This is a genomic window from Rhodococcus sp. D-6, from assembly GCF_040256695.1.
Lineage (GTDB): Bacteria > Actinomycetota > Actinomycetes > Mycobacteriales > Mycobacteriaceae > Rhodococcus > Rhodococcus pyridinivorans.
In genome coordinates this window covers 2,591,292-2,617,031 of record NZ_CP132970.1, presented here as the reverse complement: position 1 = coordinate 2,617,031, position 25,740 = coordinate 2,591,292, and the positions used below count along the sequence as shown (strand labels likewise).

General features: G+C 65.8%; 21 protein-coding genes. 18 read left to right on the top strand and 3 right to left on the bottom strand.

Annotation, left to right across the window (positions count from 1 at the left end; translation table 11 throughout):
• Nucleotides 1–183: 183 nt before the first annotated feature.
• The 13 genes from RBB84_RS12335 (at nt 184) to RBB84_RS12275 (ending at nt 17,338) form a co-directional block, all read left to right on the top strand.
• Nucleotides 184–813: a hypothetical protein gene (locus tag RBB84_RS12335; protein ID WP_350247586.1), complete on the top strand. Its 630-nt coding sequence runs from the start codon at nt 184–186 to the stop codon at nt 811–813.
• Entirely contained in the window at nt 810–10,040 is a 9,231-nt protein-coding gene (locus tag RBB84_RS12330) for a helicase-related protein (RefSeq protein WP_350247664.1), read from the top strand. Before RBB84_RS12335 ends, RBB84_RS12330 begins: the two co-directional genes overlap by 4 nt.
• An 84-nt stretch (nt 10,041–10,124) precedes the next feature.
• Nucleotides 10,125–10,313 carry a hypothetical protein gene (locus tag RBB84_RS12325; protein ID WP_064061716.1) on the top strand — a complete coding sequence of 63 codons (189 nt, stop codon included), beginning with the start codon at nt 10,125–10,127 and terminating at the stop codon, nt 10,311–10,313.
• 1 nt (nt 10,314) lies between these two features.
• A complete protein-coding gene (locus RBB84_RS12320; protein ID WP_350247584.1) occupies nt 10,315–11,268 on the top strand; it encodes a Fic family protein in 954 nt (317 codons plus the stop codon).
• A gap of 267 nt (nt 11,269–11,535) precedes the next feature.
• Nucleotides 11,536–11,886 (top strand): hypothetical protein, encoded by a 351-nt coding sequence (locus tag RBB84_RS12315; protein ID WP_065996590.1) that lies wholly within the window; start codon nt 11,536–11,538, stop codon nt 11,884–11,886.
• Nucleotides 11,883–12,671, top strand: a complete 789-nt coding sequence (locus RBB84_RS12310; RefSeq protein WP_350247582.1) for a hypothetical protein — start codon at nt 11,883–11,885, stop codon at nt 12,669–12,671. Before RBB84_RS12315 ends, RBB84_RS12310 begins: the two co-directional genes overlap by 4 nt.
• Nucleotides 12,672–13,085: 414 nt before the next feature.
• Nucleotides 13,086–13,607 carry a hypothetical protein gene (locus RBB84_RS12305; RefSeq protein ID WP_350247581.1) on the top strand — a complete coding sequence of 174 codons (522 nt, stop codon included), beginning with the start codon at nt 13,086–13,088 and terminating at the stop codon, nt 13,605–13,607.
• Nucleotides 13,608–13,749: 142 nt separating this feature from the next.
• Complete coding sequence (locus tag RBB84_RS12300; protein WP_350247580.1) at nt 13,750–14,085, top strand: hypothetical protein; 336 nt, start codon at nt 13,750–13,752, stop codon at nt 14,083–14,085.
• 393 nt (nt 14,086–14,478) lie between these two features.
• Nucleotides 14,479–14,829 (top strand): hypothetical protein, encoded by a 351-nt coding sequence (locus RBB84_RS12295; RefSeq protein ID WP_350247579.1) that lies wholly within the window; start codon nt 14,479–14,481, stop codon nt 14,827–14,829.
• On the top strand, nt 14,826–15,368 hold the full coding sequence (locus RBB84_RS12290; protein WP_350247578.1) for a hypothetical protein: 543 nt from the start codon (nt 14,826–14,828) through the stop codon (nt 15,366–15,368). Before RBB84_RS12295 ends, RBB84_RS12290 begins: the two co-directional genes overlap by 4 nt.
• A 432-nt stretch (nt 15,369–15,800) precedes the next feature.
• Nucleotides 15,801–16,154 (top strand): hypothetical protein, encoded by a 354-nt coding sequence (locus tag RBB84_RS12285; protein WP_350247577.1) that lies wholly within the window; start codon nt 15,801–15,803, stop codon nt 16,152–16,154.
• Nucleotides 16,151–16,819 (top strand): DUF6308 family protein, encoded by a 669-nt coding sequence (locus RBB84_RS12280; protein ID WP_350247576.1) that lies wholly within the window; start codon nt 16,151–16,153, stop codon nt 16,817–16,819. The genes RBB84_RS12285 and RBB84_RS12280 overlap by 4 nt, the downstream gene beginning before the upstream one ends.
• A gap of 180 nt (nt 16,820–16,999) precedes the next feature.
• Nucleotides 17,000–17,338, top strand: a complete 339-nt coding sequence (locus RBB84_RS12275) for a hypothetical protein (RefSeq protein WP_230824905.1) — start codon at nt 17,000–17,002, stop codon at nt 17,336–17,338.
• 104 nt (nt 17,339–17,442) lie between these two features.
• Here RBB84_RS12275 and RBB84_RS12270 read toward each other — a convergent pair whose 3' ends face one another.
• Complete coding sequence (locus tag RBB84_RS12270; protein ID WP_350247575.1) at nt 17,443–18,396, bottom strand: PASTA domain-containing protein; 954 nt, start codon at nt 18,394–18,396, stop codon at nt 17,443–17,445.
• A gap of 59 nt (nt 18,397–18,455) precedes the next feature.
• Nucleotides 18,456–18,584, bottom strand: a complete 129-nt coding sequence (locus tag RBB84_RS12265) for a hypothetical protein (protein ID WP_350247573.1) — start codon at nt 18,582–18,584, stop codon at nt 18,456–18,458.
• A 620-nt stretch (nt 18,585–19,204) separates the two neighbouring features.
• On the opposite strand from RBB84_RS12265, the gene RBB84_RS12260 reads away from it, so the two are divergent.
• The 5 genes from RBB84_RS12260 (at nt 19,205) to RBB84_RS12240 (ending at nt 24,564) form a co-directional block, all read left to right on the top strand.
• Entirely contained in the window at nt 19,205–19,726 is a 522-nt protein-coding gene (locus tag RBB84_RS12260) for a hypothetical protein (RefSeq protein WP_230824909.1), read from the top strand.
• A gap of 364 nt (nt 19,727–20,090) precedes the next feature.
• Nucleotides 20,091–22,142 (top strand): DUF262 domain-containing protein, encoded by a 2,052-nt coding sequence (locus RBB84_RS12255; RefSeq protein ID WP_350247663.1) that lies wholly within the window; start codon nt 20,091–20,093, stop codon nt 22,140–22,142.
• 378 nt (nt 22,143–22,520) lie between these two features.
• A complete protein-coding gene (locus RBB84_RS12250; RefSeq protein ID WP_301850933.1) occupies nt 22,521–22,703 on the top strand; it encodes a hypothetical protein in 183 nt (60 codons plus the stop codon).
• Between the two features lie 22 nt (nt 22,704–22,725).
• Nucleotides 22,726–23,370: a Fic/DOC family protein gene (locus RBB84_RS12245; protein WP_301850936.1), complete on the top strand. Its 645-nt coding sequence runs from the start codon at nt 22,726–22,728 to the stop codon at nt 23,368–23,370.
• 441 nt (nt 23,371–23,811) lie between these two features.
• Nucleotides 23,812–24,564 carry a phage Gp37/Gp68 family protein gene (locus RBB84_RS12240; protein ID WP_102032131.1) on the top strand — a complete coding sequence of 251 codons (753 nt, stop codon included), beginning with the start codon at nt 23,812–23,814 and terminating at the stop codon, nt 24,562–24,564.
• Here RBB84_RS12240 and tcmP read toward each other — a convergent pair.
• Nucleotides 24,561–25,724 (bottom strand): three-Cys-motif partner protein TcmP, encoded by a 1,164-nt coding sequence (gene tcmP / locus RBB84_RS12235; protein ID WP_102032132.1) that lies wholly within the window; start codon nt 25,722–25,724, stop codon nt 24,561–24,563. The genes RBB84_RS12240 and tcmP overlap by 4 nt on opposite strands.
• Nucleotides 25,725–25,740: the final 16 nt, after the last annotated feature.

Here is a 25,740-nt window from a genome sequence, read left to right as displayed (position 1 = left end):
AAATCGGTAAAAGGCCAGTTTAAACGTGGTTTTTGGGTTATAACTATAGTAATATTTACCTCGTGAAACCCTCCGCGTGGGAGGGAACTACGCCCAGAGTCGGGGGCAGTCGAGGAGGTCGCGTGGCAGACGAAAACGCCCAGCCGGGTGCATTCGGTTCCGAGGATCAGGGAGGACAGGGCAGTGGCACAGAGCGAGGAATTCACGGCACAGGTCGAGGGGATCGACCTGACGCTCGCAGCCGAGACCAGGCGGATTCTCGTCGAGTGGCTGGGCGTCGATCCGGCGACCGAGCGGGAGCGGATCGACCGGGAGGCTCTGCGTCTGCAACAGCTGGCCGAGGACGCGGCCGAACAGTTCGAGCAGGCGAACCCGACCGCCCCGGACGGGACTTACCAGGACGCGGTGCAGGCCAAGGAAACGGCATGGCGGGCAGCACGGGAGATGGTGCTGGAGAACGAACTGTATCCGCAGGTGACCCCCGAGGTCCGGAAGGACTGGGAGCAGTTCGAGGGGTGGGCCGAGCAGGAACTCGACAAGGACTGGGAAGCAGCCCGGACAGCACAGGACCCGGATCGCTGGCGGACACGGAACGTGAAGCCGAACCCGACGGCAGTTCGCGTGGTCGAACGAGTGTGGCTGGACAGGCCGGGATGGTTCCGAACGTTGGCGAAGTCCCTGATCGCACAGCGGATCGAGGACAACCAGCCGGTGCCGATGACCTCCCGCGACCGGCTGGCCGACGAGCTGACGGCGCTGATCGAGGACGAGATGCGACGCAACCCACCGGAGGACCCGGATCTGCCGTTCTGATCCAGGCGCAGTGGGCGCAGGCCCGTGACCAGCTCGTCGAACTGGAAACACAGGGGGAGAAGCTCGGTGATCTGCTCACCAAGGCCAAGAACGCCCTCGCAACCGCCCAGGAACGTGGACTCGACCGTGGCATCGAGACCAACAGTCAGCGCGTCACCACGCTGACCGAACGGCTCGACCGTCTGCGTGGACGCTGGCGTGAGCTGCGGGCGCAGGAGAACCGGCTGCGCACCGAGCTGCACGCCCTGGGCATAGACCCGGAGGCCGTCCCCAAGCAGACGGTGCGCGAGGTCGTAGCCGCGCTGCCGGCCTGGCGGGAGCATCCCGCGACCGAGCGGCAACTGCGCACCATCGAGCGTCTGGCTGTGGAGACGAACGTGCCGTTCGTCCTCGACGACGGCATCACCAAAGGTCAAGCGCACGATCTGATCGCGGCGATGCTGGCCGGCAACCTGCCGAACGCCCAGTTCACCGACCGTCCCGCAGGGCCGATGTTCATCCCGGCCGCGACACCGGCCGAGCCGGCCACACCACCTACCCCACCCGCTGCCGAGGCATCCCAGGACGAAGAACCGCAGGCGGAGCAGCCTCAGCAACCGCGACCGCGGATCGACCCTCTGGCCGAGGTCGAGCGCCAGTTGCTCGAACGCCTCGCCGAACCGGACACCGAGGCCGACGCTGCCGCCAACCCGCAGGTCAACACCACAGCGCAGTTCCTGTCGTGGGCCGACGGGCATTTCACGGTCAAGGCCCAGGTTGCCCTCGCGGACTTGATGGCCGACCGCGACGTGCTGACCGACGAGCAGTTCCTGGTGTGCCGGGCGATCCTGTCCGACCCGAAACGCTGGGGCGAGCTCGGGCACCGGGCTGCCGGGGCGTACTGGCAGGCCCACACCGGCGAGCCGCTGCAGCACCCGGTCACCGCGGAAACCGTCGACGCGATCGTCGACGCCCGCGCCAGCGAGGACCGTGCTGTCGCCGAGGACTTCCTCGACACCACCCAGACCGTGCTCGACAGCCAGGAGCCGGCCGAACCCGCTACCGCCGAGAAGCGCAACGAGCAGGTCGAGGCGATCCAGGACGGGATCGACCAGGCCGCCACGGTCGAGGTCGATCAGTGGTGGGCACGAGGCCGCGCCGCCTACGACCCTGCCGATCCGCTGACGCTGCCACAGCCGGACACCGATCCGCAGGTCGCCGCCGCGATCGGCAAGGTGCGCAGCCGCACGGGTCGCGATGAGATCCGCAGCCAGTGGTTCGCCGGTGTCGAGCAGGCACGTCGCGAGGCCACCGCCGACGAACGGCAGGCTTTGATCGTCGAGGTCGCCGTCGATCCTCGGCTGATCGTCCAGGTCGAGGGCCGGCGCCCGGACTACCTGCCGGCCGTGACCCGTTCCGAGGTCAAGAGCCTGATCGCCGAGGCCGCCCGCGAGGCGCCCCCGCTGCGCCAGGCGGCAGCGAAGGTTCTGCTCGAGCACCGGTTGCCGGACGAGCTGTACGAGCGGGCCTACGCCGAATGGGAGCGTGTGCACGGTCCCGAGCTGATCTGGGATCAAGGCACCGCCGCGCAGTGGACGGCGTGGATGACCATGCACGCCCGACGGGACCCGCTGCTCGGATCGTGGGTCGGGCTGCCGATGTACTCGCGCACCCCGATCATCGAGATCGGTATCGAGACCGCCTTCGAGGTGATGGCCGAAGAGCGCCCCGATCTGATCGCCGCCACCGCGGATATTCCCACCGAGCGTCTCGCTGCGGAGATGCGCGGGAACATCATCCCGAACCTGCCTGCACCCGACCCGTCGGAGCTGTCCGCCCAGTTCCGGGACGGGGCGGCCTACTGCGCCCTGACGTTGAAGGACCGCCCGAACAGCAGGGTCACCTACTTTCCGATTCGGGGCTGGGACTACACCCTCGGCGGCGAGAGCGGCTCCGTGACCTGCGGCCGCAACGCCCGGGTGGCAATAGGTGCGCTGCTCGAGGCCCGCAACCTCGCGCTCCCGGAGTGGATCGAGCGTGCCTACCGGCCCTATGCCCAGGCCCGCGCCACCGTGCTGACCAGGGCGATCGCCTACGCCCGCAACAACGAGTTCTACCACGCTGCCGCCGGTGCGGACCTGCTGTGGCGCTACAGCCAATCCGGTTCCGCGGTTGCCGACCACGCACTGATCAAGGATGTGCGGCGCGGCATCATCGACCAGTTGCGCAGCGACTTCCCGGCCGAGACCGCCGTGCTCGACCGCTACGGCATCGACCTGTCCTGGACCCTCCAACACGATGTGGACCCGAAGGTTCTGCGCGACCTTCGGGCAGCCGGGGACGACCTCTACAGCCTCACCCCGGCCGATCTGACTTTTGCCGGGGCCGGCGATGTGGTCATCGGGGACCCGGACGGTCGGCACATCACCCTTCGCTTCTCGTGGGCGCGCAACAGCACCGAACGCATCACCTACGTCGATGATCAGCCCCGGCCCGAGCTGACCCTGCGTGATGCGATCGCCGAGGCCCGCATCGTGCTCGCCACCGAGCACGCCGGTGGCCAGCTCGACGCCGACACCGCGACAGCGGCCCAGACCCAAGCCGGCGTGGACGCCGCCGAGGCCGCGGCCGAACCACAGGTCAGTGAGGAGGCCGAACCCCCGGCCCCCCGAGTCGTAGCGCCTGCGATCGACGAGGCAGGCGCGGTGATCTTCGAAGAGGTCGACCCGGCGCCCACCGAGCCGTCGGCCTCGACCGGCACCGCCCCTGACCTCGACACGCCCGCGACCTCATGGGTGCTCACCGACCGCCTGATGGTCGGCCACATCAGTCCGACCACCGGCGCGACACCGGACGTGGAGACGACCACCGAGCTGGTCGCTACCACCTCGACAGACGAAGCGGCACAACCCGCCCCGGCGGTGGACACCGCCGAGCTGGTCGTTCCCGACACCGAGTACGGCGAGCCGCTGTCGAGTCCCCTCTGGCGCGACCGCAGTCGGTCTCTGGTCAAGGTCCGCAAGGAATCCGGCGCGGACGTGTGGGTCTCCCGCGACACCGCCGCCCAGTACGCCGCCGCTGCCGGCATCGAACCGCAGCCCGCCCCTGACCAGCCACCACGCGAAAGCGCCGCCGCGGCCGCGGCCATCACTCCCGAGATCGACCCCACGGCCACGGCCGAGACGGCGCCGCCCGAGACCGGTGCAACGTCGACACGCACTGACACCGACGCCGAGGCCGATCAGGGCACAGCGGTCCCCGAGGCCGCCGAGACCACGGTGGCCCGTCCTGCTGCTCCGGCCGTGGCGGTGCAGGACTTCGCCCTCGGAACCGAGGTGCTCGTCCCGTCCGGGGCGAAGGCCCGGGCACGGGCGAACATCGCCGCTCTGCGCCTGGTGCAACACCTCGACCAGCAGCAGCGACCGGCCACCGCCGACGAGCAGGCGGTGCTGGCGCAGTGGTCCGGCTGGGGCGCGATCCCGGAGGTCTTCGACAACCGGGCGAAGATCCTCGCGCAGTGGGGCGACGAGCACGCCGAACTACTGGACTTGCTCGGAGACAAGGGCTTCGCCCAGGCCCGTCAGACCACCCTGAACGCGCACTACACCGATCCTGCGGTGGTGGCGGAGCTGTGGCGGGCGGTGGTGCGGGCGGGGTTGCCCGACGGTGCCGTGGTGCTCGAGCCGGGCTGCGGGGCCGGCCATTTCGTCGGCACCGCACCGGAGTCGGTGCGCATGGTCGGCGTCGAGATCGAGCCGATCAGCGCGAAGATCGCGCACTACCTGTATCCCTCGCAGCAGATCCGCAACCACGGCTTCGAGCGCAACTTCGCCCCCGAGAACATCTTCACCGGGGCGATCGGCAACGTCCCGTTCGGCAGGTTTGCGCCCGTCGACCCGATCCACAACGCGGACGGTCTGTCGATCCACAACCACTTCATCGCCAAATCGCTGGCGTTGACCGCTCCGGGTGGCTACGTCGCGGTGGTCACCTCGATGTTCACCTCCGATGCCCGCCGCGCCGAGGAACGCGCTGCGATCGTTGCCAAGGGGGATCTGATCGGGGCGGTGCGCCTGCCCACCGGGGCGTTCGACCGGCAGGCCGGCACCGACGTGGTGACCGACGTGCTGGTGTTCCGCCGCCGCGACGACGGTGCCACCCCCACCGAGGACACTCTCGAATGGGCACAGCCCGCCGTCCAGGTCGAGGCGGTCGACGCCACGACCGGCGAAGCCGCCCATACGTGGATCAACCCGTACTTCAAGAAGTACCCGCAGCGGGTGCTGGGCACCCTGACGGTGGGGGGCGGCATGTACGCCGGGTCGTCGCTGCGCGTTGTCCCCACCACCGCAAAGTCGCTGGCGACGCAGCTGCGCGAGCAGCTCGACCCGATCATCGACCAGGCCCTCGGTCGCGGACTCGGGTTCACTGCCCCGGCCCCCGCTCCGGCTCAGGTCGAAGCGTTCCGCACGCCGGGGTTGCGCACCGGCGCCGACCTCGATTCCAACGAGGTGCTGCCCGGTGCGCTGCGCTTCAACGAGGCCGAGGATCGCTTCGAGCAGTTCACCCTCGGTCGCGGTTGGGCCGAGGTGACCTGCCGCGGCAAGGACCTGGCCGAGCAGTGGAAGGTCATCGTCGCTCTGGGTGAGACGGTGATGGAGCTGGCCGAGGCCAGCCGCTCGCGCACTGCCACCGTCGCCGACCGTGACGTCATCCGCGCCCGACTGGGGGGCCTCTACGACCGCTACGTGGCCACATGGGGGCCGCTGAATCGCTTCAAGCTCACCGAACCGACCCCGCTGTCGGAAGACAAGATCGCCGCCCGGTTGGACAAGGCGATCGCCGAGTGGCGGATCAAGGCCGGTCGCGAGGAGGCCCTCGCCGACGGGCTGGATCCGAAGGAGGCCGGCCCCTACACGGGGTCGATCCCCGACGAGGTGTACGAGGAGCTGTACGAGAAGGCGTCCGAGCAGCCGCAACCGCGCCGCTATTCCGCGCATCTGCAAGGCGCGATCGCCCGGGATCCACGCCTGGGCATGGTGCTGGCCATCGAGAACTTCCAGTCGAAGTTCGACGGCAGCGACGCGGTGGCGACCAAGACGGCGATCTTCACCGAGGACACCACCCCGTTCAAGGACAAGGCCGCCAGCGCCGCCGATGTCGACGAAGCGCTGGCGATCAGCTTCGACGAGCTCGGGCACATCTTGCCGCAGCGAGTCGCCGAGCTGCTGAAGGTGTCCGTCGAGGACGCGCTCGCGCAGGCGCAGGGGAAGATCTATCCGTCCCTGCACGACGCCGACCGGTGGGAATTGGCCACCGTGGCTCTGTCCGGGCAGGTGCGAGACAAGCTGGCGCGGGCGACGATCACAGCCGGCGACGATCCTCGCTACGCGCCGCTGGTGGAGGCGCTGACGGAGGTTGTGCCGCCGGATGTGGATCCCGCCGAGATCGGGGTGCGCATCGGCGCGACCTGGGTGCCGATCGAGGACTATCGCGCGTTCTTGGTCGACGAGTTCGGGCTGCGCCCGGACCGGCTGACCGTCGAACACGATCAGGTCAGCGGAAACTGGCAGATCACCACCGATCAGCGCAGCCGCCACGAATTCTCCGGTGGCTACCCGGACAAGTACGGCAGTGCCCGGCTGCCGGGCGTGAAGATGGTCGAGCTGCTTGCCAACAACAAGCCGGTCCAGGTCAACAAGACCGGCGACGAGCTCGAACGCTCCCCGAAGCCGCGGTTCAACGTCAAGCTCACCGAGCAGGCGCAAGTCTCGGCCGCAGCCTTACAGGAGCGGTTCGAAAAATGGCTGTGGGAGGACGGCGACCGCTATGTGCGCTTGGCCCGCATCTTCAACGAGCGCTACAACTCCTACGTCAAGCCGGTCCACGACGCGACCGGCAAGGCGTTTCCCGGCATGAACCCGAAGTACACGCCGTACGACTACCAGGCCGCTGCGGTGACACGGTTCCTGCACGACGAGACGATCCTGCTCGATCACGTGGTCGGGGCCGGCAAGACCTTGACGATCACCGCCTCGTGCATGGAAGCCAAACGGCTCGGGCAGATCCGCCAGCCGTGGATCGTGGTGCCCAATCACCTGCTCGGGCAGTGGTCGGTCGAGGCCCGCGATGCCTATCCGAACGCGAACATTCTCGTCGCCGCCGACCTGGACGGGCGCGATGACCGGCAACGCTTCGTCGGGCAGACCGCTGTCGGGGACTGGGACCTGGTGATCGTGCCGCAGTCGGTGTTCAGTCGCATCGCCATGCGCCGCGAAGCGCAGATCGAGTATCTCGAAGGTGAACTCGGGGAGCTGCGCGAGGCCCTCGACGCCGCCAACAGCCAAGGTGCGGAGTTCACGGTCAAGCAGATCGAGCAGGCGATCAAAAACGCCGAGGCCAGGGTCGAGAAGATCATCGCGGCCAAGGCCACCGACGAAGGCTTGACCTTCGAACAGTCCGGGGCCGACTTTTTGTTCATCGACGAGGCGCACGACTACAAGAACCTCACCCGCCCGTCCAACAGTGCCGATCTGGCGGTCACCAACGGCTCGCAGCGGGCCACCGACCTGGAGATGAAGGCCAAGTATCTGCGGGAGAAGGCCCGCGCCCTGGGCGCCGAGCAGGGGATGGCGCACGCGCCGGCCAAGGCGATCGCGTTCGCCACCGGCACTCCGATCAGCAATTCGCTGTCGGAAATCTGGGTGATGACCAAGTACCTGCGCCCGGACCTGCTGCACGAGGCCGGCCTGGGACGGATCGACAACTGGGCGGGCACCTTCGCCAAGCCGGTGTCGGTGCCGGAGATGAACACCACCGCCACCCGCATCCAGATGAAAACCCGCATGGCCGAATACGCCAACGTCCCGCAGCTGGTGGCGATGCTCGACCAGTTCCGGGACGTGGTGACCTCCGATCGGATCCCGGTGCGCCTGCCCGTCCTTGACGGCGGAGCCCCAAAGATCGTGGAGTTCGACATGGGCCAGGACGCGATCGACGCGATGGCCGACCTCGATGTGCGCATGTCCCAGATCCAGGGCGATCGGATGGACCTGGACAACAGCCTCAAGATCGCCACCGACGGGCGGAATCTGACGATGTATCCGTCATTGGCGAACCTGGGCGCACCGGACCCGCAGCACAGCCGGGTCGAGCACGCCGCCGACCTGATCTGGCAGGTCCACCGCGACCACGCCGACCTGCACATCCCGGCCGACAAGTACGGCCCCGAGATGACCGGGGTGTTCCAGCTGGTGTTCTGCGACCGCGGCACCCCCAAGGCCGGTGCCGGCCCCAAGGCACGCAATCTCTACACCGAGCTGCGCGACGCCCTGGTGGCCCGAGGGATGAAACCCGAGCAAGTCGTCTTCATGCACGACTACGACAACCCCAAGGCCAAGGCCCGCCTGGTGCAAGCCTGCGCCGACGGGCGGATCCGGGTGCTGCTCACCTCCACCAAGAAGGGCGGCACCGGCCTGAACGTCCAACGGGCACTCAAGCAGATGATCAACCTCGACCCGGCGTGGACGGCCGCGGACATGGAACAACGCCTCGGCCGCATCATCCGCCAGGGCAACGTCCACGAGACCGTCAACGTGGTCAACATGGTCGCCCGCCGCTCCTACGACGCGATGATGTACCAGTACGTGGCTCGCAAATCGAACTTCGTGGCGATGATCCGCAAGGCCGATGTGCCGCCCACGATGGAGGATCTCGGCGGGGATCTGACCGTCTCGTGGGCGCAGAGCAAGGCCGCGGCCACAGGTGATCCGGTGTTCGTCGAGCAGGTCGAAGCCGACCAGAAGGTCGCCGAACTTCAAGCCCGTCGCGATGCGGTGCTCAATGCCAATGCGGCCCGCAATGCTGCGATCCGGGCACTGAGCCGGTCGATCACCGCCGACGAGAAGCGGCTGCCCGAGGTCCGTGAGGTCGCCGGCAAGCTCGCAGCCTGGAGCGGCATTGAAGACCGAGCCCAGCGCACGTGGGCGTTCCCCGACGCCACGATCCCTGATTCGCAGACGGCGGAGCTGGCCGATGCCCTGCGAGGGTCGTTGATCCGGCTCAAAGACGAGGTGACCCGCAGCAGTGACGAGCAGGTCTTCGGTGTCATCGGCGGGGTGCCGCTGAGCCTGGGCTACAGCCAGACCCTCGGCCAGTTCTCCGTCACCGTCGGTGAGGAAACCGCCTGGTACGAGCGGGATCGGTTCTTCAACGTCCTCGAACGCTCCACCGGCGCCCAGGGAATGCTGTCCACCATCCGCAAGATCGCCGATCGAGCCGACCGGCACATCACCACCATCGAGTCGCGGATCGAACACAACCGTCGCCGACTCGCCGAGACCGAGGCCGAGCCGGAACTCGACTTCACCGACACGGCCGAACTCGAGGCCGCGAAGCTGCGGGCCGAGGAACTGCGGCTCGAAGTCAACGCCCGCGAGAACTCTCCCGAGGCGTTGCGCCGAGTCCGCGAAGACCAGCAGCGACGGGCTGTGGACGGGCAGTACCCGCAGTGGACTCTGGATCTGAACCCGACCGATGCGTGGGCCGAACACCGGAACATGAGCAAGGCCGAGCTCATCGCCTCGGTGCCCGAGCGCATGGCCGCAGCCCGGCAATCCTGGCGGGGTGGCGCCGAGATGCGCGAACAGAACCGCAAGGCCGATCCGTGGGTGGCTCTCGACGACACCGAAGCGATCTGGGAGTACGGCTTCGACTCGGGCAGCGGCCGGCCCGGGGCGCGAGTGCGCTGGGACGATCGGCAATGGCACCTCGAAGTCTGGGACGGGGGCGGCAACGTCGAACGTGACGCCGTGAACACCCGCAGCGAAGCATTCGGTATCGCTGCACGGGCGGTCGAGAAGTTCGCCGCCGAGCAGAACATCAGCCGCGAAGCCATCCACCGGGCCGGCATCGAACGCCGCGACCGCCTCGACGTCACCACGGCTACCGTGGTTGACGAAGTGACCGCTCGGAGAGTCTTGGAGGAAGTCGATGCTGTCGTCGAGCCGACCGAGGCGGTTATCCAACCGATCGATGCCGTGGTGGAACCGACCGACGCGGTGACAGCCACCGAGGGCACCTATGTGCTCGACGAGACCCTCGAAGAGGGACTGAGGGCGGCCAGTGACATTCGACCGCTACGCCCCGTCGATCCGCGCACCGGGCCGGAGCGCCCGCAGTACACCGACCCGATGCGGCAGTACGAGGCCGGTTACGAGGGCGGCTACGACGACGGTCGCGCCGTCTGACCACGACCGTCACACTCGACACCACAGATGGGGCGGGACCGATCCCGGTCCTGCCCCATCACCGCACACCCCAGGGAAGGCACCGTGGACCCGCACATCACCGAAGCTGAAGCCCGCGCAGATATTGCCGACATGGAACCGATCATGGCGATCGAAGGTCGCCAGATGAGCGACGGCGACAAGGAACTGTTGGTCGATCTGATCCGGGGAACCAAGACCTTCGAAGAGATCAGCAAAATACTCGCCCGCGAAGCCGGCTACGAGATCGACTGAAATGACCCCGCGATATTCACAAGAGTGGCTGGACTACTTCATTCCCGACACGATCGAATGGACCCCGGACGAGATGCCCGACATAAGCCGCGCCGTGATGAAGAACCTGGTCCTGCAATCAGACCGGTGGCCGCACGGCATCCCGGACGCCCAGACCGTGCACCGCGCCGAAGGCATCGCGTCTTACCAGCGAATGCGGGAACTGACCGAACGACCCCTCCCGGGCCGCTACGACCTGGATCACTTCCAGCGCACTCACTACCACCTGTTTCAGGACGTCTACCCTTGGGCCGGGCAACTACGCACTGCCCCGCAGGACTGGCCGATGGTCAAGTGGGGGCCGGACGTCGCCGCCATCCGCAACGGGCAAAACCGCGTCACCGAAATTCCACACAAATATTTCAAGGCCCGCGAAGTCCCTCAGGCCGCTAAAGTCGTTCTCGACCGCATCGCTGTTAAAGACAATCTGCGCGGACTTGCCCGCAGCGACTTCATCGGCGAACTGACCACAGTGTGGCTGCGGATAAACTTCGTCCATCCATTTCGTGAGGGCAACACCCGTACTCAATTCGCCTTTTTCCGGCAACTGTCCGCCGAAGCCGGTTACGGGCTCGACACCGATCGCTTCCAAGCCGTCAGCAAGACCGAGCTGAAGCAGAACCCCCTGGTCGGAGACCTGCGTGAGCAGTTCGTGTGGGGACGTTTCGAGTACATGCAGAACGGCGACACCGGCCTGATGCGCGACGTGCTGGACATGGCGATCACCGAGGTGGCCGATCCTGTTCCCGCCGGTCCGGCCATCGACCACGGTGTCGATCTGCGCGCTATCACCGCCGCCATGTCCGCGCACCCACGCTCTGTTCACGACTTCACCGCCAACACCTCCACGCCGGACCCCGTGACTCCACCCGTGGACCCACCCCGCAGCCGACCCACCCTCGACCTCGACTTCTAGACGGATACGTAACTGGCGGTTGGCGGTGCCGGCAGCATCACCACCGACACTCATCACCTACGACATGGCGCATCCACACCCCCGCGCCTGCCGGTCAGGGTTCTGCAGAGGAAAGCGGACCGTCATCGCTGGCCCGCCGTGCATCACCGAGCACCACCCGGAAGTGTTGCAGCGAGCAACAACAGGGTGAAACTGCTGCATACACGCACTATCATGAGAGCGATCCGTGCAGAGGGCGCAGATGGTTCGAGCCGAGGAGGTGGACAGATGAGCGTGGTCACACCGAAGACTGTGCGTCAGCAGCTCGTGCAGTCCGCCGTGCTCGACAAGATCATCACCACCGGTCTGTCGGTCGACACCGAACCGGTGCGCCGCAGCCTGCAAACGATCCGCCGTCAGGTGAACCGGAGCCCACTGATGGAGCGCTACCTGGACCGATGGGACATGATCGTCCGCACCAACGACATCGACGACATCCGCCGGATCGTCGAGACGGACGACGACACCAGCCGGGAAATGCGCAACCTGTCCCCCCTGTCGGTTCTGCTCAGCGATGACGAACGTCGCCGCGTCCTCACCGAATTCAGCACCAGACTCAAAGCTACTGCGCAGCGGTGAACCGGGACGAACTCGGACGGGCGATCAAGGCCGCGTGCGCCAACCTCGACGAACCCCGCGTGATCGTGCTCGGTTCCCAATCGATTCTCGGCAGCTTCGACACCACCGCCCTGCCCCCGGCCGCCTTCCTCTCGCGAGAAGTTGACATCCTGCCCCTGAGCGGGATCACCGATCCACCTGCCGTCGAAGACAAGCTGCTGCTCCTCGATGCCCGACTCGGCGAAGGCTCCCCTTTCCACATGTCCTTCGGCTTCTACGTCGAAGGCATCCACAAAGACGTCGTAGTCCTACCCCGACACTGGGAACACCGCCTCGTCCACTTCATCGTCGACGACGACACCTCCACCCTCTACGGCCGAACCGGATTGTGCCTGGACCCAGTGGATCTGTGCGTGTCGAAAACGATCGCCGGACGCGAGAAAGACTACGAATTCGTCGCCGCCCTGGTCGCAGAACAACTCGTGCGAGCCGCCGACATCCGCGCCCGCATCGACAGCGGAATCGAGTGGCCACCGACCTACACCGAGAACAAGGACCTCTCCCTCGATCGAGCGCGGAACTGGCTGAGCAGTCTTGCCGACCCCACCGCGACCTCGGCCAAGAAAGATCCTGCCTCTAATGCTCCGGCATCGGTGGCCACCGACACTGCCGCCGCTCTCCTCGGCCATCCTCGCTCGGTCGAGCAGATGCTCGACAGCAAAGACCGAGGCGAGAACCCTTCGACATCCGCTGCTCACACGGACACCGGACCGACCCGAGAAGCCGGACCCGACCTCTTTCGGTGAGTGCTGCGCACTCTCGACGAGAATCGTCGAAATGGCTCTCCTCTCGTCTGGCACGCCGAGCGCCGGATAGGGCTCCGTACCGGCAGCGACAGGCAGTCCACCTCTACTCCCCGTCTCAGGGCCACCTTCGGTGTCCACCGAATCGAGCTCCGCTGCGCTGCGCCCGGGACACGAACTCCTGGTGTGCCCTTCTGGCCATCCGATTGTGACCGGCGGTCCGCTCCGCGCAACCCCTGGGCGCTGCGCGGCCTGACGGCCCGAAAACTTCCTCCCCCGCTGCGCTCCTCCGAAACTTTTCGTCCCAGGAATTGCACTCCCGCGGCCCTGACGCCGGTCGTCATCTCCTTGCCAGAAGGGCACAAGAACAGCCGGCCTCGGCCGGTGGTTCTCACTTCGAGCGCAGGGAGCGCACCCATGACGTCGCAGAAACCGAGCATCTTTCCGAGCCTGACCACCCGCAGCACCATCATGATCGCCGGAGAACACCAGCAGGTCCGCGTGGACGTGACCAGCGCGCTGACCGCCAGCGCCGCAGTGTTCGTCACCTTCGGCGCCGTGCGCATGGTCTTCACCGACCCGGCCGTAGCCCGCGCCCTGATCACTGCGCTGCGCCGTCCGCGCAGCGGCGGCTACTTGATGGCACTACCCGAGCACTTCATGCTCAGCCCCGACCGGTTCGCCTCCGACGAGCACCTGGTCACGGTGAACTGGTCACAGGCTCCCCAGACCAGCGTCGTCCCCGGCGGTGCGTTCTCCCCCGAGCGTCGCCGCCACGTGCACTGGGTCGATGTGGAAGCCGGACCCTTGACCTTCCGCTTCTTCGACAAGGCCGGACACAAGGCTTTCATGGCGGAACTAGCCCGCACTGTCCAAGTCGCCCGATCCGTGCTGCTCCCCGCCGACGAGAAAGCCCTCGCGCTGCACGGACACAACTGAATAGTTATCCACAGGTGGCCCGGTTCTCCACAGAACCGGGCCACCTGCCCGTCTGCGCCCCGATCCGCTCGCCGGAACCGGACACACTGACCTCAAGCACTATCACTTCCCCGTCCCCCTTCCGGTCAGGAGAGACCACGACATGCACACCTGGACCGTCACCTGCGATCCGCACCTCGACCACACCGTCGCCACCACCGGCACGGCTGCCACCGAAGTCGACGCCGTCATCGCCGGTGCCGCAGCACTACGCCGACTCATCCGCGCCACCGCCCACCACGACCCCGCTCCCTTCCTGAACCTGCTGATCGACGCCCGCCCCTGCATCGGCATCACCGCCCCCGCCGAACACATCTCCGGCGCCCTCGACCGCATCGACGAGTACGAATACACCGCCGCCCTCGCCGCCGCAGTCGACGACAGCATCCTCAGCCGCCTCGACACCGAGACCAGAGAAGACACCCGCCTCGGCGAGTGACGACACGTGCCGGCCACACCACCGGTCCAGAACTCGACCGACAGGCAAAATACCGCATAGAACGGAATACAAAATTATCGGGAATAACTGGATCGAATGGCAACCTACCTGTGTTGCCATCACCGCAGCCGCACTCGTGCGCGCCCTTCGGGCCGCACAGCACCGCCGCACGGACGGAAACGCTCCGTGAGCAGCAGTCCCAGTCCCGACGGCGACCGCGCCCTGTCGCGATCGCCGCCACCCTTCGGCGACGACGCTCTGTGAGACCACCTCGCCTATAAAATCTCCGCACCAGAGCCACCGTGGACACCAGCGCCGACGCCGGTCGTACCGAACCGTCATGATCGGCGGCGCTCACCACAACACCATCTACGACGAAAGAGACGAGAGTCTGTGACGGAGATCGACGGCATGTTCAGCGGGGCGGATGTGGACGACGAAAACCTCCCCGGCCCGCGCACTGACGCGGACTCCACGCCGACGTCGGCCGCACCCGCCCACGCCCTGCCGCCCACCGTGAGTCGTCGCACCTTCACCCTTGCCGAAACGGTCATCGACGCCGCCACCAACGCGCAAAAGCGCCTGCGCGGTGTCTATCCCGGCGCTCACGGCTCGCTCAACTCCTTCATCGAGGCAGCCATCGCCGACTACACCCACCGACTCGAGCACACCTACAACAACGGTCAGCCCTTCCCCGACGTCGAGAAGGTCCGGCGCCGCAAGAAGCGCACCGTCGGGCAGTGACGGCACCGACCGCCACGAACCAGCACGGACCGAGCACGACCGACGATGTCCGCGAGGGGAACACCATGCCCGACAAGGAAAGCCGCACTCAGGCTCTCTGCGAAATCTTCGCCTCACATGGCGAAGAAGCTGTCAAGAACCACATCGCCCAGCTCACCGCAGCCCGGGCCGACCACGCCGCAGCCCACGACCGCTGGCAACAGCAGCTCGATCAGGCCGCCTCGACCCACCGAGAGCAGATCGCCGGCCTCGAGCACCGAATCGCCGCGCTCACCGGGCAACTCGACGAGCACCGCGAGCGGCTGACCCGAGCGATCGCCGAGAAAGACGCCGCGGCGGCCACCGCAGCCGAACACACCCGGCGCCTCGACGCCGAACTCACCGCCGCCCGCACCGCGGCGGCAGCCGAACGCGACCGCGCCGAAACCGCCCGCGCCGACGCCGCCGCCGCACACGCGCAAGCCGAAGCCGCCCGCGAACGTGTTGCCGAACTGCGCGCCGAACTCCAGGACCTGCGCACGCCCCCGCCCGGCCCGTGAACCCCCCCAGCCGGGGTCCCTGTACCGCCCGGCTGCCGCAGCTGCGGACCTCCAGGTCCGACGGGGTCGACCTGGCATACTTCGATCCGGTCATCCCCGCCGTACCCCTTGCGGCGGGGATGGGTTCTGCGGTCAGGCACGCACTCATCGTCGACCAGGGCCGCGACGTCGTAGACGGCCTCGGTTCGTCTACCTACCTGCGCCCGGGGCAGTGTGATCGCATCCCGTCCGATCCGGTGCGTGGTCGAGTTGTCAGGTGGCGTGCATGATGAGAAGCCAACGAAAACGCACCGAGGGGAACGATGTTCACCGCACTACGCGGGCTGATTCCGCACACGATCGACCACAGTTGACGCGCCGACCACCGAATCGCACCGGAGCGGCACACCTACGCAGACGAAGGCCGATGCGGCAGCGCACACCCACGCCCAGGTGCAGATCGAGACATTGGACAGCTACCTCGGCTCGCTCACCGAACAGGATCGCGCCGAGTACATCGCCGCAGCGCAAGACCTCAACGACGCGATGAGCGAGACCGGCACCGAGGATTTCCGCGCCTGCTATCGAGGTGGACGGCCACCCGGTGATGACATCGTTCCGGACGGAATCCGATCGCTCCAAGACCTGCGAGCACTCGCTCGCGCCATCCGCACCTCGAGCCGGCCGGACCCGACGGAAATTTCTACTGCGACGACCGCAGACACGTCCGCTGCGACTCCACGCACCGATCCGGGAAGTAGCAACGACGACACCGACCCGGGCGCGGCCGGGCAGCAGAAGCCATGAACCACACCGGCGGCGAGGCCGCGGCCACGGTGTTGGTGATCGCCGGCCGCAGCATCGACATCGACACCGCGGTCGCCAAGGCCTACGGCTATCCGGCAGTGACCGTGGCCCGCTACGACCTGCCCGGACCCGGACCCGCCGCGGCGATCACCGCCGACGAGATCGCCCGCACCCACAAAGTACGATCCCGCATCAGCCACGCCCAACGCGACTGGTTCATCCGCACCGCCGTCGACGCCCCGTGGGCGGCGGTGCCGATCGGCGCACAACTGGTCGACGCCGACCCGAACATCAGCGGCGAACTCTACGACCGTGCCGAAGCTCTCTACGACCATTTCCGCACCGCCGCGCCCCGGCAGGTGGGGGTCGCCAAGATCAGCAAGGTGCTCCACCTCAAACGCCCCGGATTGTTCCCCATCCTCGACTCGAAAGTCATGGCGTTCTACCGGCATCATGCGCGTGCCGCCGCGGCCCGCTACCCCCACCGCGCCAAGCGTGCGATGTTCTGGGCGGCCATCCGCGACGACGTGTGCACCAACCTCGACAGCGGTGCCCTCCCGCTGTTCCGCCGCTGTTTGGCGCAGTCCGAGAGCGAGCAGGTCCGCCGGATCGCCACCCTGACCGATGTGCGTCTACTCGACCTGCTGACCTGGGCTATCACCTGAACCCGGCACCGCATCAACCGATCTTTCGAACGGACAGCGTCAAATCGACACATTGCGTTCGAGTGGGCTGCTCACGCGGCAGACTGGACGCAATCACCGGTTCCGGCGCGCGTGCTATCGGTCCGGACACCGAGGAGCGTCGACGGCTGATGGTGTCCTATCCAGGGGAGGATTTCGACTATGGCGACGGTACGAAGGATCATCGGCGCCGGATGCCTGGTCCTCACACTGGTGGCGTGTTCAGCCTCGGAACCGGACGAGCCGGATGAGGGGACGGGCACGGCCGAGGTGGGCTCCTTGCTGCGCAAACTCGACGAGGCGGGCATCGGCGCCGAGTACCAGAACGTCGATCCGGCCTTACTTCACGAGATCGCGTCGGCGACCTGCAGCGCCCTCCGCGACGGTGCGACCCCTGCCGAGGCGATCGAGGTCATGATCGTGCACGGCAACCTCGCCTTTCCCGGTACGACGCTCGAGGCGATCATCGACGTCTATTGTCCGGAGATGGCACTGGAGTAACCCTGAGGAACCGGCCGCAACAGCGGCGCATGCCCTCCAAGGGCAGAGCGACTGCGGTAACGGCGGCGAAGGCCACTGCTCGAATAATGCGACCAGGGAGCCTGTCATCGGGGAGTCCCGCTGTTGACGACCGCATCGACGTAGTCGGGGCAGTACGCCACCGCCGCAGCTTCGAGGATCCACTGTGCTTCGTCGCCGCTGACCGCAACACCGCGGTCCATGCTGCTTTTGATCATCGCGTACCGGATCGCGAAAGGATCCGTGCCGGCCTGCAGATCACCGCAGAGAGTGTGCGCTGCCGCTATCGCGGTGCCCTCGTCTCCGTAGTCGATCCCGCCCAGTTCGAGAGTGCCGAGATAGGTGGCGTCGTTGATCATGGTCTGGGTTTCGGGGTCCATCCGAGCGATCTGTTCCTCGATCTCCGAGGGGGGAGCCGGAGGCGACGGAGCAGCAGAGACGTCCTCGTCGGTGCTGCTCGTGTGTTCTCCGTCCTTGAGCACCCCCAACGTGATGACCTGCCCGGGCTGAGCGTGCTCACCGGCAGCCAGGCTCTGGCTGGTGACCGACCAGTTGCTCTCCCACAGCACCGAACGATCCTCCCCGGTGTCGTCGTGCACCTCGACATCCAGACCCGCATCTTCGATCCGGTTCTTCGCGTCGGGAAGTGCCATGCCGAGCACCTCGGGGACCACCACCGTCGACGGTTCCACACCGGGCGTGGGGGCCGGCGCCGTTTCGCCTTCCTTGCCGATGGTCAAGGTAATGGTGGTGTGGTCGCCGACCGGTTCACCGGCGGCAGGATCCTGCAAGGCCACGATCCAGTTCTGTTCGATGAACACCGACCGGTCCTCGCCGGTGATGTCACTCGTCTCAACCTCGAGTCCGATCGGTTCCAGAGCATCCTTGGCATCGCCGAGGGTCATGCCCTGCACGTCGACGATCACGTCGCCGGTGGCCGTGTCCGTCTCGTCCTGCGGATCGCAGCCGGTCAGCACAAGACCGAGCAGAGCCAGGATCACCACCACAGCGAGTCGGCGAGCATAGGAGAGCTGGGTCATCGGTGATCCGTTCTCTGGGAGTTTTCTGTCTGCTCTGTCGGTCCCGTCGCACCGGCCCGTTACAGGACCGGGGCGGTTCCGGTGAGGTCGGCGGCACACGCCCACGTGAGAAGCTCGAGAAGCTGGGTGTTCACCATCTGCGCGCATGCGATCGTGGGCATCAGGTACGACCCGGACACGGCCGACACCGAAACGTCTCCATCGGTCGGTTCGATGTCCCGGATGTGAGTGATCAACGATGCCCCCGATGCGACCTGGTGGTCGGCCAGTGCGAACACACCCGCGTGGTCGCGGGCAGAAAGACCGCAGTCGATCCTTCGCGGATTCTGGTCAGTCCCAGCCGAACTGCGCATCTACCCGGCTGTCCGCACAACGACGAGAGTGATCTGTCCGAGTGGGGTGAGATCCGTGACGTACCTCGGGCGTGGGAACGGCTCGGCAACGGTGAACAGCTCGGCACCAACGCCGGGGCAGTCCTGGAGCGACCGGCAGTAGTCCGCTGTCGTGACTGTGAGGCTCGCTGACCACCGCACAACGCTCCCTGGCTTCTGCCCACAGCAACGACCCGGTGGGCAACGGTGCCTGCAGGCGCATTTGGGCTCGGTCGACGTTGGCAGATTAGGCCCGTGGGTACATCCCGACGCGTGCACGGGTTTCCTCGGTGCTCCGAATCTCGTCATGCCTCATTCGGTGGGGTGCGGGTAGAGAGCAGGCAGCGCTCGGGCATTCCTGGACCAATGAACCCGAGTCGACGGCGGGGCCGACCTTCTGTCCGGGCACGGTTGCGTCCTCTCTAGGCTCGATACCCGTGCAGGCCTTCATCGACGAGAACACCGTCCGCGGCATCATGGTTGTCGCTGCGGTCGCGGACCCGTCGGCGCTCAAGCACGCCCGCCGGACCCTGGCGGGGTTGCGGATGAAAGGTCAGGAGCGGATTCACTTCAAGTCCGAACGGGATTCGCGGCGACGTGCGATCTGCTCGGCGTTGGTGACCTTGGATGTGCAGGTACGCGTCTATCACGCTGCCGGGCTCACACCCAAGCTCGGACGTCCGCGCTGCCTGGAGACCTTGGTGGAAGACCTCGCCGAGCTGCCAGTCTCTCGGCTGGTTCTCGAGCAGGACGATTCGACCGTCAAGTCCGACCGGCGGGTCCTGTTCGAAGCGGCCGGCAAGCACGGGATCCGCGAGCAGCTGACCTATCGCCACCTTCGGGCCAAGCAGGAACCGATGCTGTGGATCCCTGATGCGGTCGCGTGGTGCCTGGCCAAAGGCGGTGAGTGGCCCGATCGGGTCCGCCCGTTGATCACCAAGACCGTGACGGTGCGGTAGAAACGCGAAACCCGGCTCACCAACCGTCCGGAAGGCTGCCGGGTTCACTTCACCAGAGCTACTGCCCTGGGCGTCATACACGATGCCAGAGGCCGCGATCATACGCAACCGGGATCGGCCGCGGTGATCCAGCGAGTCGTGTGCTTGTCACGCCCAACGCACAACGTCGTCGTCGCCGTCCCCGTAGATAAGCGGGAGGGCTGCCGGATTCCGCGTCCACGGTGCCCCACCCTGCGCTCCGACGGCTGGGTGCGTCGACATGTGATCATGACAGGGACGAAAAGATGGTGCACAGGAGGGAAGTTCGGTGGAGGCGCATCCGCGGCGATTGAAGACAGTGTTCCGCAACGATGTGCGCTTGGTCGTGCCCCTGTTCCAACGTCCCTACGTATGGGACGAAGACGAGCAGTGGGCCCCACTGTGGGAAGACGTCGTCGACACCTTCGACCGCCGCGAAGAAGACGAGATCGCCCCGCACTTCCTCGGTGCCATCGTGCTCGAACAAAAACGCGGCGCCCTGGGCAGCCTGGAAGTTCGTGAGGTCATCGACGGACAGCAGCGGCTGACCACCCTGCAAATCCTCATCGCTGCACTTCGCGACACCTACCTTGCCCTCGGCGTCAAGACCCGTTGGCTCAACCGGCTGACCAAGACCCTCGAGAACGACGCGGACTTCGTCGACGGTCCCGATGAAGAATTCAAACTGTGGCCAACCAACCGCGATCGCAGCACCTACACCGAGGTCATGCGCGGCAACTATCGCGACAGCACCCACGATCCGGCCCTACCCCGCATCGCCGCCGCCTACGTCTTCTTCCGCGAACAGATCGATGCCTTCCTCGCGCGCGGTGATGACGACGACACCGAGACCGTCCTCGACGGCGTGGCCGAAGTGCTGCTCGAACACCTCGAAGTGGTGGTGATCGACCTCGGCATCGACGACAACGCCCAAGTGATCTTCGAAACCCTCAACGCCCGCGGAACAGCACTTCGTGCCTCCGACCTGATCAAGAACGCCCTGTTCCGCACCCTGCAGGACAGCGGTCGGCCGGTGGACAAGCTGTACGAGAAGTACTGGGAACCGCTGGAGATGCCGCAATGGCAGACCGATGTGCGTCTCGGTCGCCTGCGACGTCCCCGGCTGGACATCTACGTGGGGTTCTTCCTCACCGTGCTGCTGCACCGCGAAGTCCAATCGCATCAGCTGTTCACCGCCGCACGTACCTACTTCGGTTCCGATGCCGACCGCGCCCAGGACTTTCTGATCGAGTTGGCCCGGCACGCGCAGATCTACGACGAACTCGACAGCGGAAACATCGGCACCAACACCGAACGACGAATCCTCACCCGCTTCGAGATCGCCGACACCCAGACCATCACTCCGATCCTGTTGTGGTTGTTCGCCCACACCGACGGCGTCGCCCGGCAACGCGCCCTCGAACTGCTCGAGGCCTACGTGATCCGTCGCGCGATCTGTCGGCTCACCTCCAAGAACTACAACCGCCTGTTCCTCGAGCTCCTGCGCCGCCTGTCCACCTCGGACCGATCCGCCGACGACGTGATCGAACAGTTCCTGGTATCCCAGGATTCGGAATCGGGACTGTGGCCGAGCGACAGTGACCTGCACGAGTCCCTACGAGGCCTGCCGCTGTACCGGTTGTTCAAACGAGATCGGTTGCAGCGCTTACTGTTGGCGTTCGAACAGCACCTGACGACCGATCGGACCGAGCCGATACCGCCGAGTTCGAAACTGTCGGTCGAACACCTGATGCCCCGCAGCTGGCAGCAGCACTGGAAGCTGCCGGCGGATCCGATAGCCGCCGAGGCCGAAGAAGAGCGCCGCGCCGCATTGCTCGACACGATCGGCAACCTCACGCTGATCACCGGCAAGCTCAACTCCAGTCTGTCGAATTCGGCCTGGAGCACAAAGCGCGAGCATCTGCTCGCCCACTCGGCGCTGACGCTCAATCGATCTCTACCCACCGACTGGACAACCGCCTCGATCGAACGTCGCTCCGAGATGCTCGCTCGCGCTGCCACCACCATGTGGCCCCGCCCAGCAGGAGTGACAGACCCGTCTCCGCTCATCACAGACGCCGCACGAGACCTGCGCCCCGATCGCGATCGTGCTTCGACTGTTCCCCATCGACGGGATGCGACGCCTACCGCCGTGGCATCGATACGGCGCGATATCGGACAACACATCATCCACGCCTTCGCTGACCTCGACGTCGGTGACTTCCTGACCATCGGCGAGATCAGAAAGACACCGTCGCCGCAGTACCCGGTCAACGATTTGCCCTCCGCTGGCGCGATCAGTGCACGGCTATTTCCCGGAAATGGTCGGCGCACCACCGTCCCCGGCGTTGTCGGTGTGATCTCAGGTGGTCGCCGAGGAGCCCGGAAGACGGGGTGACTGCTTGGCGCCGCGAAGAAGGCAAGCGCAGCGCAAGGTGCAGGGCGCCGGGCGAATCGGAATATGGACTGCGCGCAGCTCACCGCTTCCTGCCCCCTCGGGGCCTACGAGTCAGACCGTCGTACTCTCTACGTCGACACCAGGGGAAGCCGCCAGCCCGATAGCGGACTCTTATGTCAGCCCCCGAGACGCCCCGCGACCCCACGGGTCTAACGCTCCGCGGTGCGCTCAAACTGGACAAGCCGAAGGGCCACACAGGTCGTTCATCACAGCGTGGGGCATAAGCATACGTAACCTTTCGATCACACGTTCCTACGTCTCACCTGCCGCTTTGCATGTAGAATTGACAGTCCTGGTTCATGTGTAGAAGGTGGGTCGATGACGAACGCAGAGGCGGTGGCGCAACGCGTACGGCGCATACGCGCGATTCGGCGCAACACCGAGCTCGAGGGAGCTCGCAGCACCGATGCAACCCGTGCCGACCAACTTGCTTACGCACGTGGAGAGATCGATGTGAACTCACTCTCTGAGCGAGTGCGTCAGCGATATAACTTGGTGTGAAGGTACAGGCGGCATTCGATCGGTGGCACCCACAGCTCCTTGGAACACTGGCGACCACGAGCGCGACTGGGACGGTTATTTCATTCCAGGCACTCACGTTCTGAGAAACCGGGTCGGGGCTTCTACATTCCAGCAACTGCACGATGCCGAGACCGACCTCAGCGAGGTACGGTTACTCGAATTGCGTGAAGAGCCCGGGCTGGTGACTCCTCGCTCTTACGACCTGTCCCATCTGTCGGCCATCCACCGACATCTTTTTCAGGATGTATACGAATGGGCTGGATCCCTCCGGACCGTCGGCATGGAGAAGTGGGGAAAGTCTTTCTGTCCACCCGCAAATATCCAACAGGCGATGCAGCATGTCGCCATAGAGATTGCAGACTCGAAGCAGCTACGCACAGTTCCTAGAGATAAACTCCCGAAAAAAATCGCTTACCTATACGACTATGTCAACTATGCTCATCCGTTCCGTGAGGGAAATGGCAGAACTACCCGCGAGTTCTTCGATCAGCTGCTTGCCGAACAATCTCTCGGGTTGGATTGGAGTCTCACGGCCTCTGAGGCGCTCTACCAGGCTTGTCATACGGCCAGAGCCAATTCTGATTTGAGTGGCCTCGTCGCCATGTTCACGAGAATCCTGGATGACTGCCCCGCCTATAACTTTTAATTGGTTTTCATCTGCAGGATGGTGTACTTCGGCACGCTCGCACGCGTCGCCTACCAACCTGTATCGGGTATTGCTGCAGGGTGCTTCGTTAGTCACGCAGGCCTGCTCGTATACACCTGACGCGGTCCTGTCCTCTCGCAGACGAGGCATCTTGCTTGTCGGTGGCCGATGGGAAAGTGGGTCCATGAGCGCCATCACCGCCGACGTCGTTCCCCTCTACGCCGTCCCCTGCGACCTGCTGTCGTACTGCGGGACGATGCCGGGCAGGGGATGGGGCTAGCGGCGACTGGCACGCCAGCCGTGGCGCGGCGTGGCTGATCGGGGCGATCGGCTTCGGATTGCTCACCATCTACGATCTGGGACGTAACCGGTGTGTCTAGAGTAGTGAGTGCGCTCGTACCGGTCATGGAGATTACGCTGCGAGTGCGAGAAGGTGATGGTATGGCCACGAACAGCGCGATCGAATGGACAGAGGTCACCTGGAACCCCGTCACCGGGTGCGACCGGGTCGCCTCTGGCTGCGACAACTGCTACGCGCTCGCGCTGGCCAAGCGACTCAAGGCGATGGGTGCTGAGAAGTACCAGAATGACGGTGATCCTCGGACGTCAGGACCCGGCTTCGGTGTGACGATTCACCCTCGGTCGCTGGCACAGCCGTACAGGTGGCGCTCGCCCAAGGTCGTCTTTGTGAACTCGATGAGCGACCTCTTTCACGCGAAGGTCCCGCTCGGCTTCATCCGCGACGTCTTCGACGTGATCCGCGAGACCCCGCAGCACACTTATCAAGTGCTCACCAAGCGCGCCCACCGGACCGCGAGACTCGCGGAGAAGCTCGACTGGCCCGAGAACCTGTGGATGGGCGTCTCGGTCGAGTCATTCGACGTGGTCGACCGGATCGAGCACCTGCGTGCCGTCCCGGCCGCGACTCGGTTCCTGTCGTGCGAGCCGCTGCTCACGGCGCTGCCTGACCTCAACCTGGTGGGAATCGACTGGGTCATCGCTGGCGGCGAGTCCGGACCACGGGCGCGCCCGATGGACCCGGCGTGGGTCGAAGACCTCCGTGACCAGTGCGTCCGGGCAGACGTGGCGTTCTTCTTCAAGCAGTGGGGCGGGCGGACACCAAAATCCAACGGCCGTGAGCTCGACGGCCGTACTTGGGACGACATGCCCGAGCTGGCCGCGACCCTCGCCTAGCTCGTGCCCTTACGGATCACATGTTGGTGGGGTTTCGTGCCCTTGGTCGCGAACTCGACTTCGCCTGACTTCACGAGCGCTCGCAAGGCCCCGGTGAATGCTGTCTCCTTGGCCTCGCCATATAGGTCGCCGAAGACTTCGATGACGTGCCTGACCACAGGCTTCGGCTGACCGTCAGCGACCAGTGTCCGGAGGTTGACGGTGATCTGCTCGATCGCTGCGGCATGCTCCCGCTTGATCTGCTCGGCAACGGGGTCGCCCCATTCCATGGGCAGCATGTCGTCGGTGCACGCCAGTTCGGATCCCAGAGACTCCAGCCACTTCTCTCGCGCCTTGGCGGCGGCAACGCCGAACACCCAGAAGCCGTGCGGGTCCTGGGTGAGGAAGACCAAGTAGTAAACCGGCTGATGATGTGCCTTCCTGCGGACCGGCGCGACCACGGAACCGTACTTCGTCTCCGCAGCGAGCCGCCGCGCGTACTCGTGGGCAACGGCTTCCGCCGCCGACTCCCAGTTCAGCTCGCCCGCAGCCTCGTACGCCTGCAGAGCAACCTCACGCCACCAGTCACCGCTGCAGACCTTGTCAGCCTGGGCCACGCCGCCGAGATCAAGCTGGCCCTTCTTCAGCTGCCCTCCAGCTCGACGGATGAGATCAGCACTGAAGTTGAGCAGGACCTCGGTTCGCGGCCATGCGCCACGTTTCCGGAGGACATCCTTGATGGCGTCCATGGGCAGTGCCGCTCCACACGGATCGAGGAATACGAACAGGCTGGCTCCAGCCGAGAGCTGAAGCATCTCGTCGAGGTGATTCCCACAGTCGTCGTTGTGGCTGACGATTTGGATGCCACGGGCGCGGTACTCGGCTGCCACCGCTTCCAGGGACTCGTAGTCCTTTGCGGCTCGCTCCACGAGGAGCAGGTCGATCTGAGTAGAGGTCTTCGCTTTCTGAGCCGCGAGCATCATGTGCTCTGCCGAGCCCGCTTGGCCCGTATCGAACCGACCGCGGCCGGCGAAGCCATCGAAGAGCACGCACCGTTTCGGATTCAGTTTGCTGGCCGTCATGGTGGCGAACCTGATGACGTACTGCTCCAGGATCCCGTGCTTGTACACCGATTGTGGCCTGGGGCTGTCCAGCAGCCCTGCATCCGTTCCCGTGGGCATCGCTCAACTCCCTGCG

What these genes read in the sequence shown, in the direction of transcription:
- RBB84_RS12320 (WP_350247584.1), top strand. Translation starts at nt 10,315, where the DNA reads ATGACCCCGCGATATTCACAAGAGTGGCTGGACTACTTCATTCCCGAC.
- RBB84_RS12315 (WP_065996590.1), top strand. Translation starts at nt 11,536, where the DNA reads ATGAGCGTGGTCACACCGAAGACTGTGCGTCAGCAGCTCGTGCAGTCC.
- RBB84_RS12305 (WP_350247581.1), top strand. Translation starts at nt 13,086, where the DNA reads ATGACGTCGCAGAAACCGAGCATCTTTCCGAGCCTGACCACCCGCAGC.
- RBB84_RS12300 (WP_350247580.1), top strand. Translation starts at nt 13,750, where the DNA reads ATGCACACCTGGACCGTCACCTGCGATCCGCACCTCGACCACACCGTC.
- RBB84_RS12280 (WP_350247576.1), top strand. Translation starts at nt 16,151, where the DNA reads ATGAACCACACCGGCGGCGAGGCCGCGGCCACGGTGTTGGTGATCGCC.
- RBB84_RS12275 (WP_230824905.1), top strand. Translation starts at nt 17,000, where the DNA reads ATGGCGACGGTACGAAGGATCATCGGCGCCGGATGCCTGGTCCTCACA.
- RBB84_RS12270 (WP_350247575.1), bottom strand. Translation starts at nt 18,396, where the DNA reads ATGACCCAGCTCTCCTATGCTCGCCGACTCGCTGTGGTGGTGATCCTG.
- RBB84_RS12250 (WP_301850933.1), top strand. Translation starts at nt 22,521, where the DNA reads ATGACGAACGCAGAGGCGGTGGCGCAACGCGTACGGCGCATACGCGCG.
- RBB84_RS12240 (WP_102032131.1), top strand. Translation starts at nt 23,812, where the DNA reads ATGGCCACGAACAGCGCGATCGAATGGACAGAGGTCACCTGGAACCCC.
- tcmP (WP_102032132.1), bottom strand. Translation starts at nt 25,724, where the DNA reads ATGCCCACGGGAACGGATGCAGGGCTGCTGGACAGCCCCAGGCCACAA.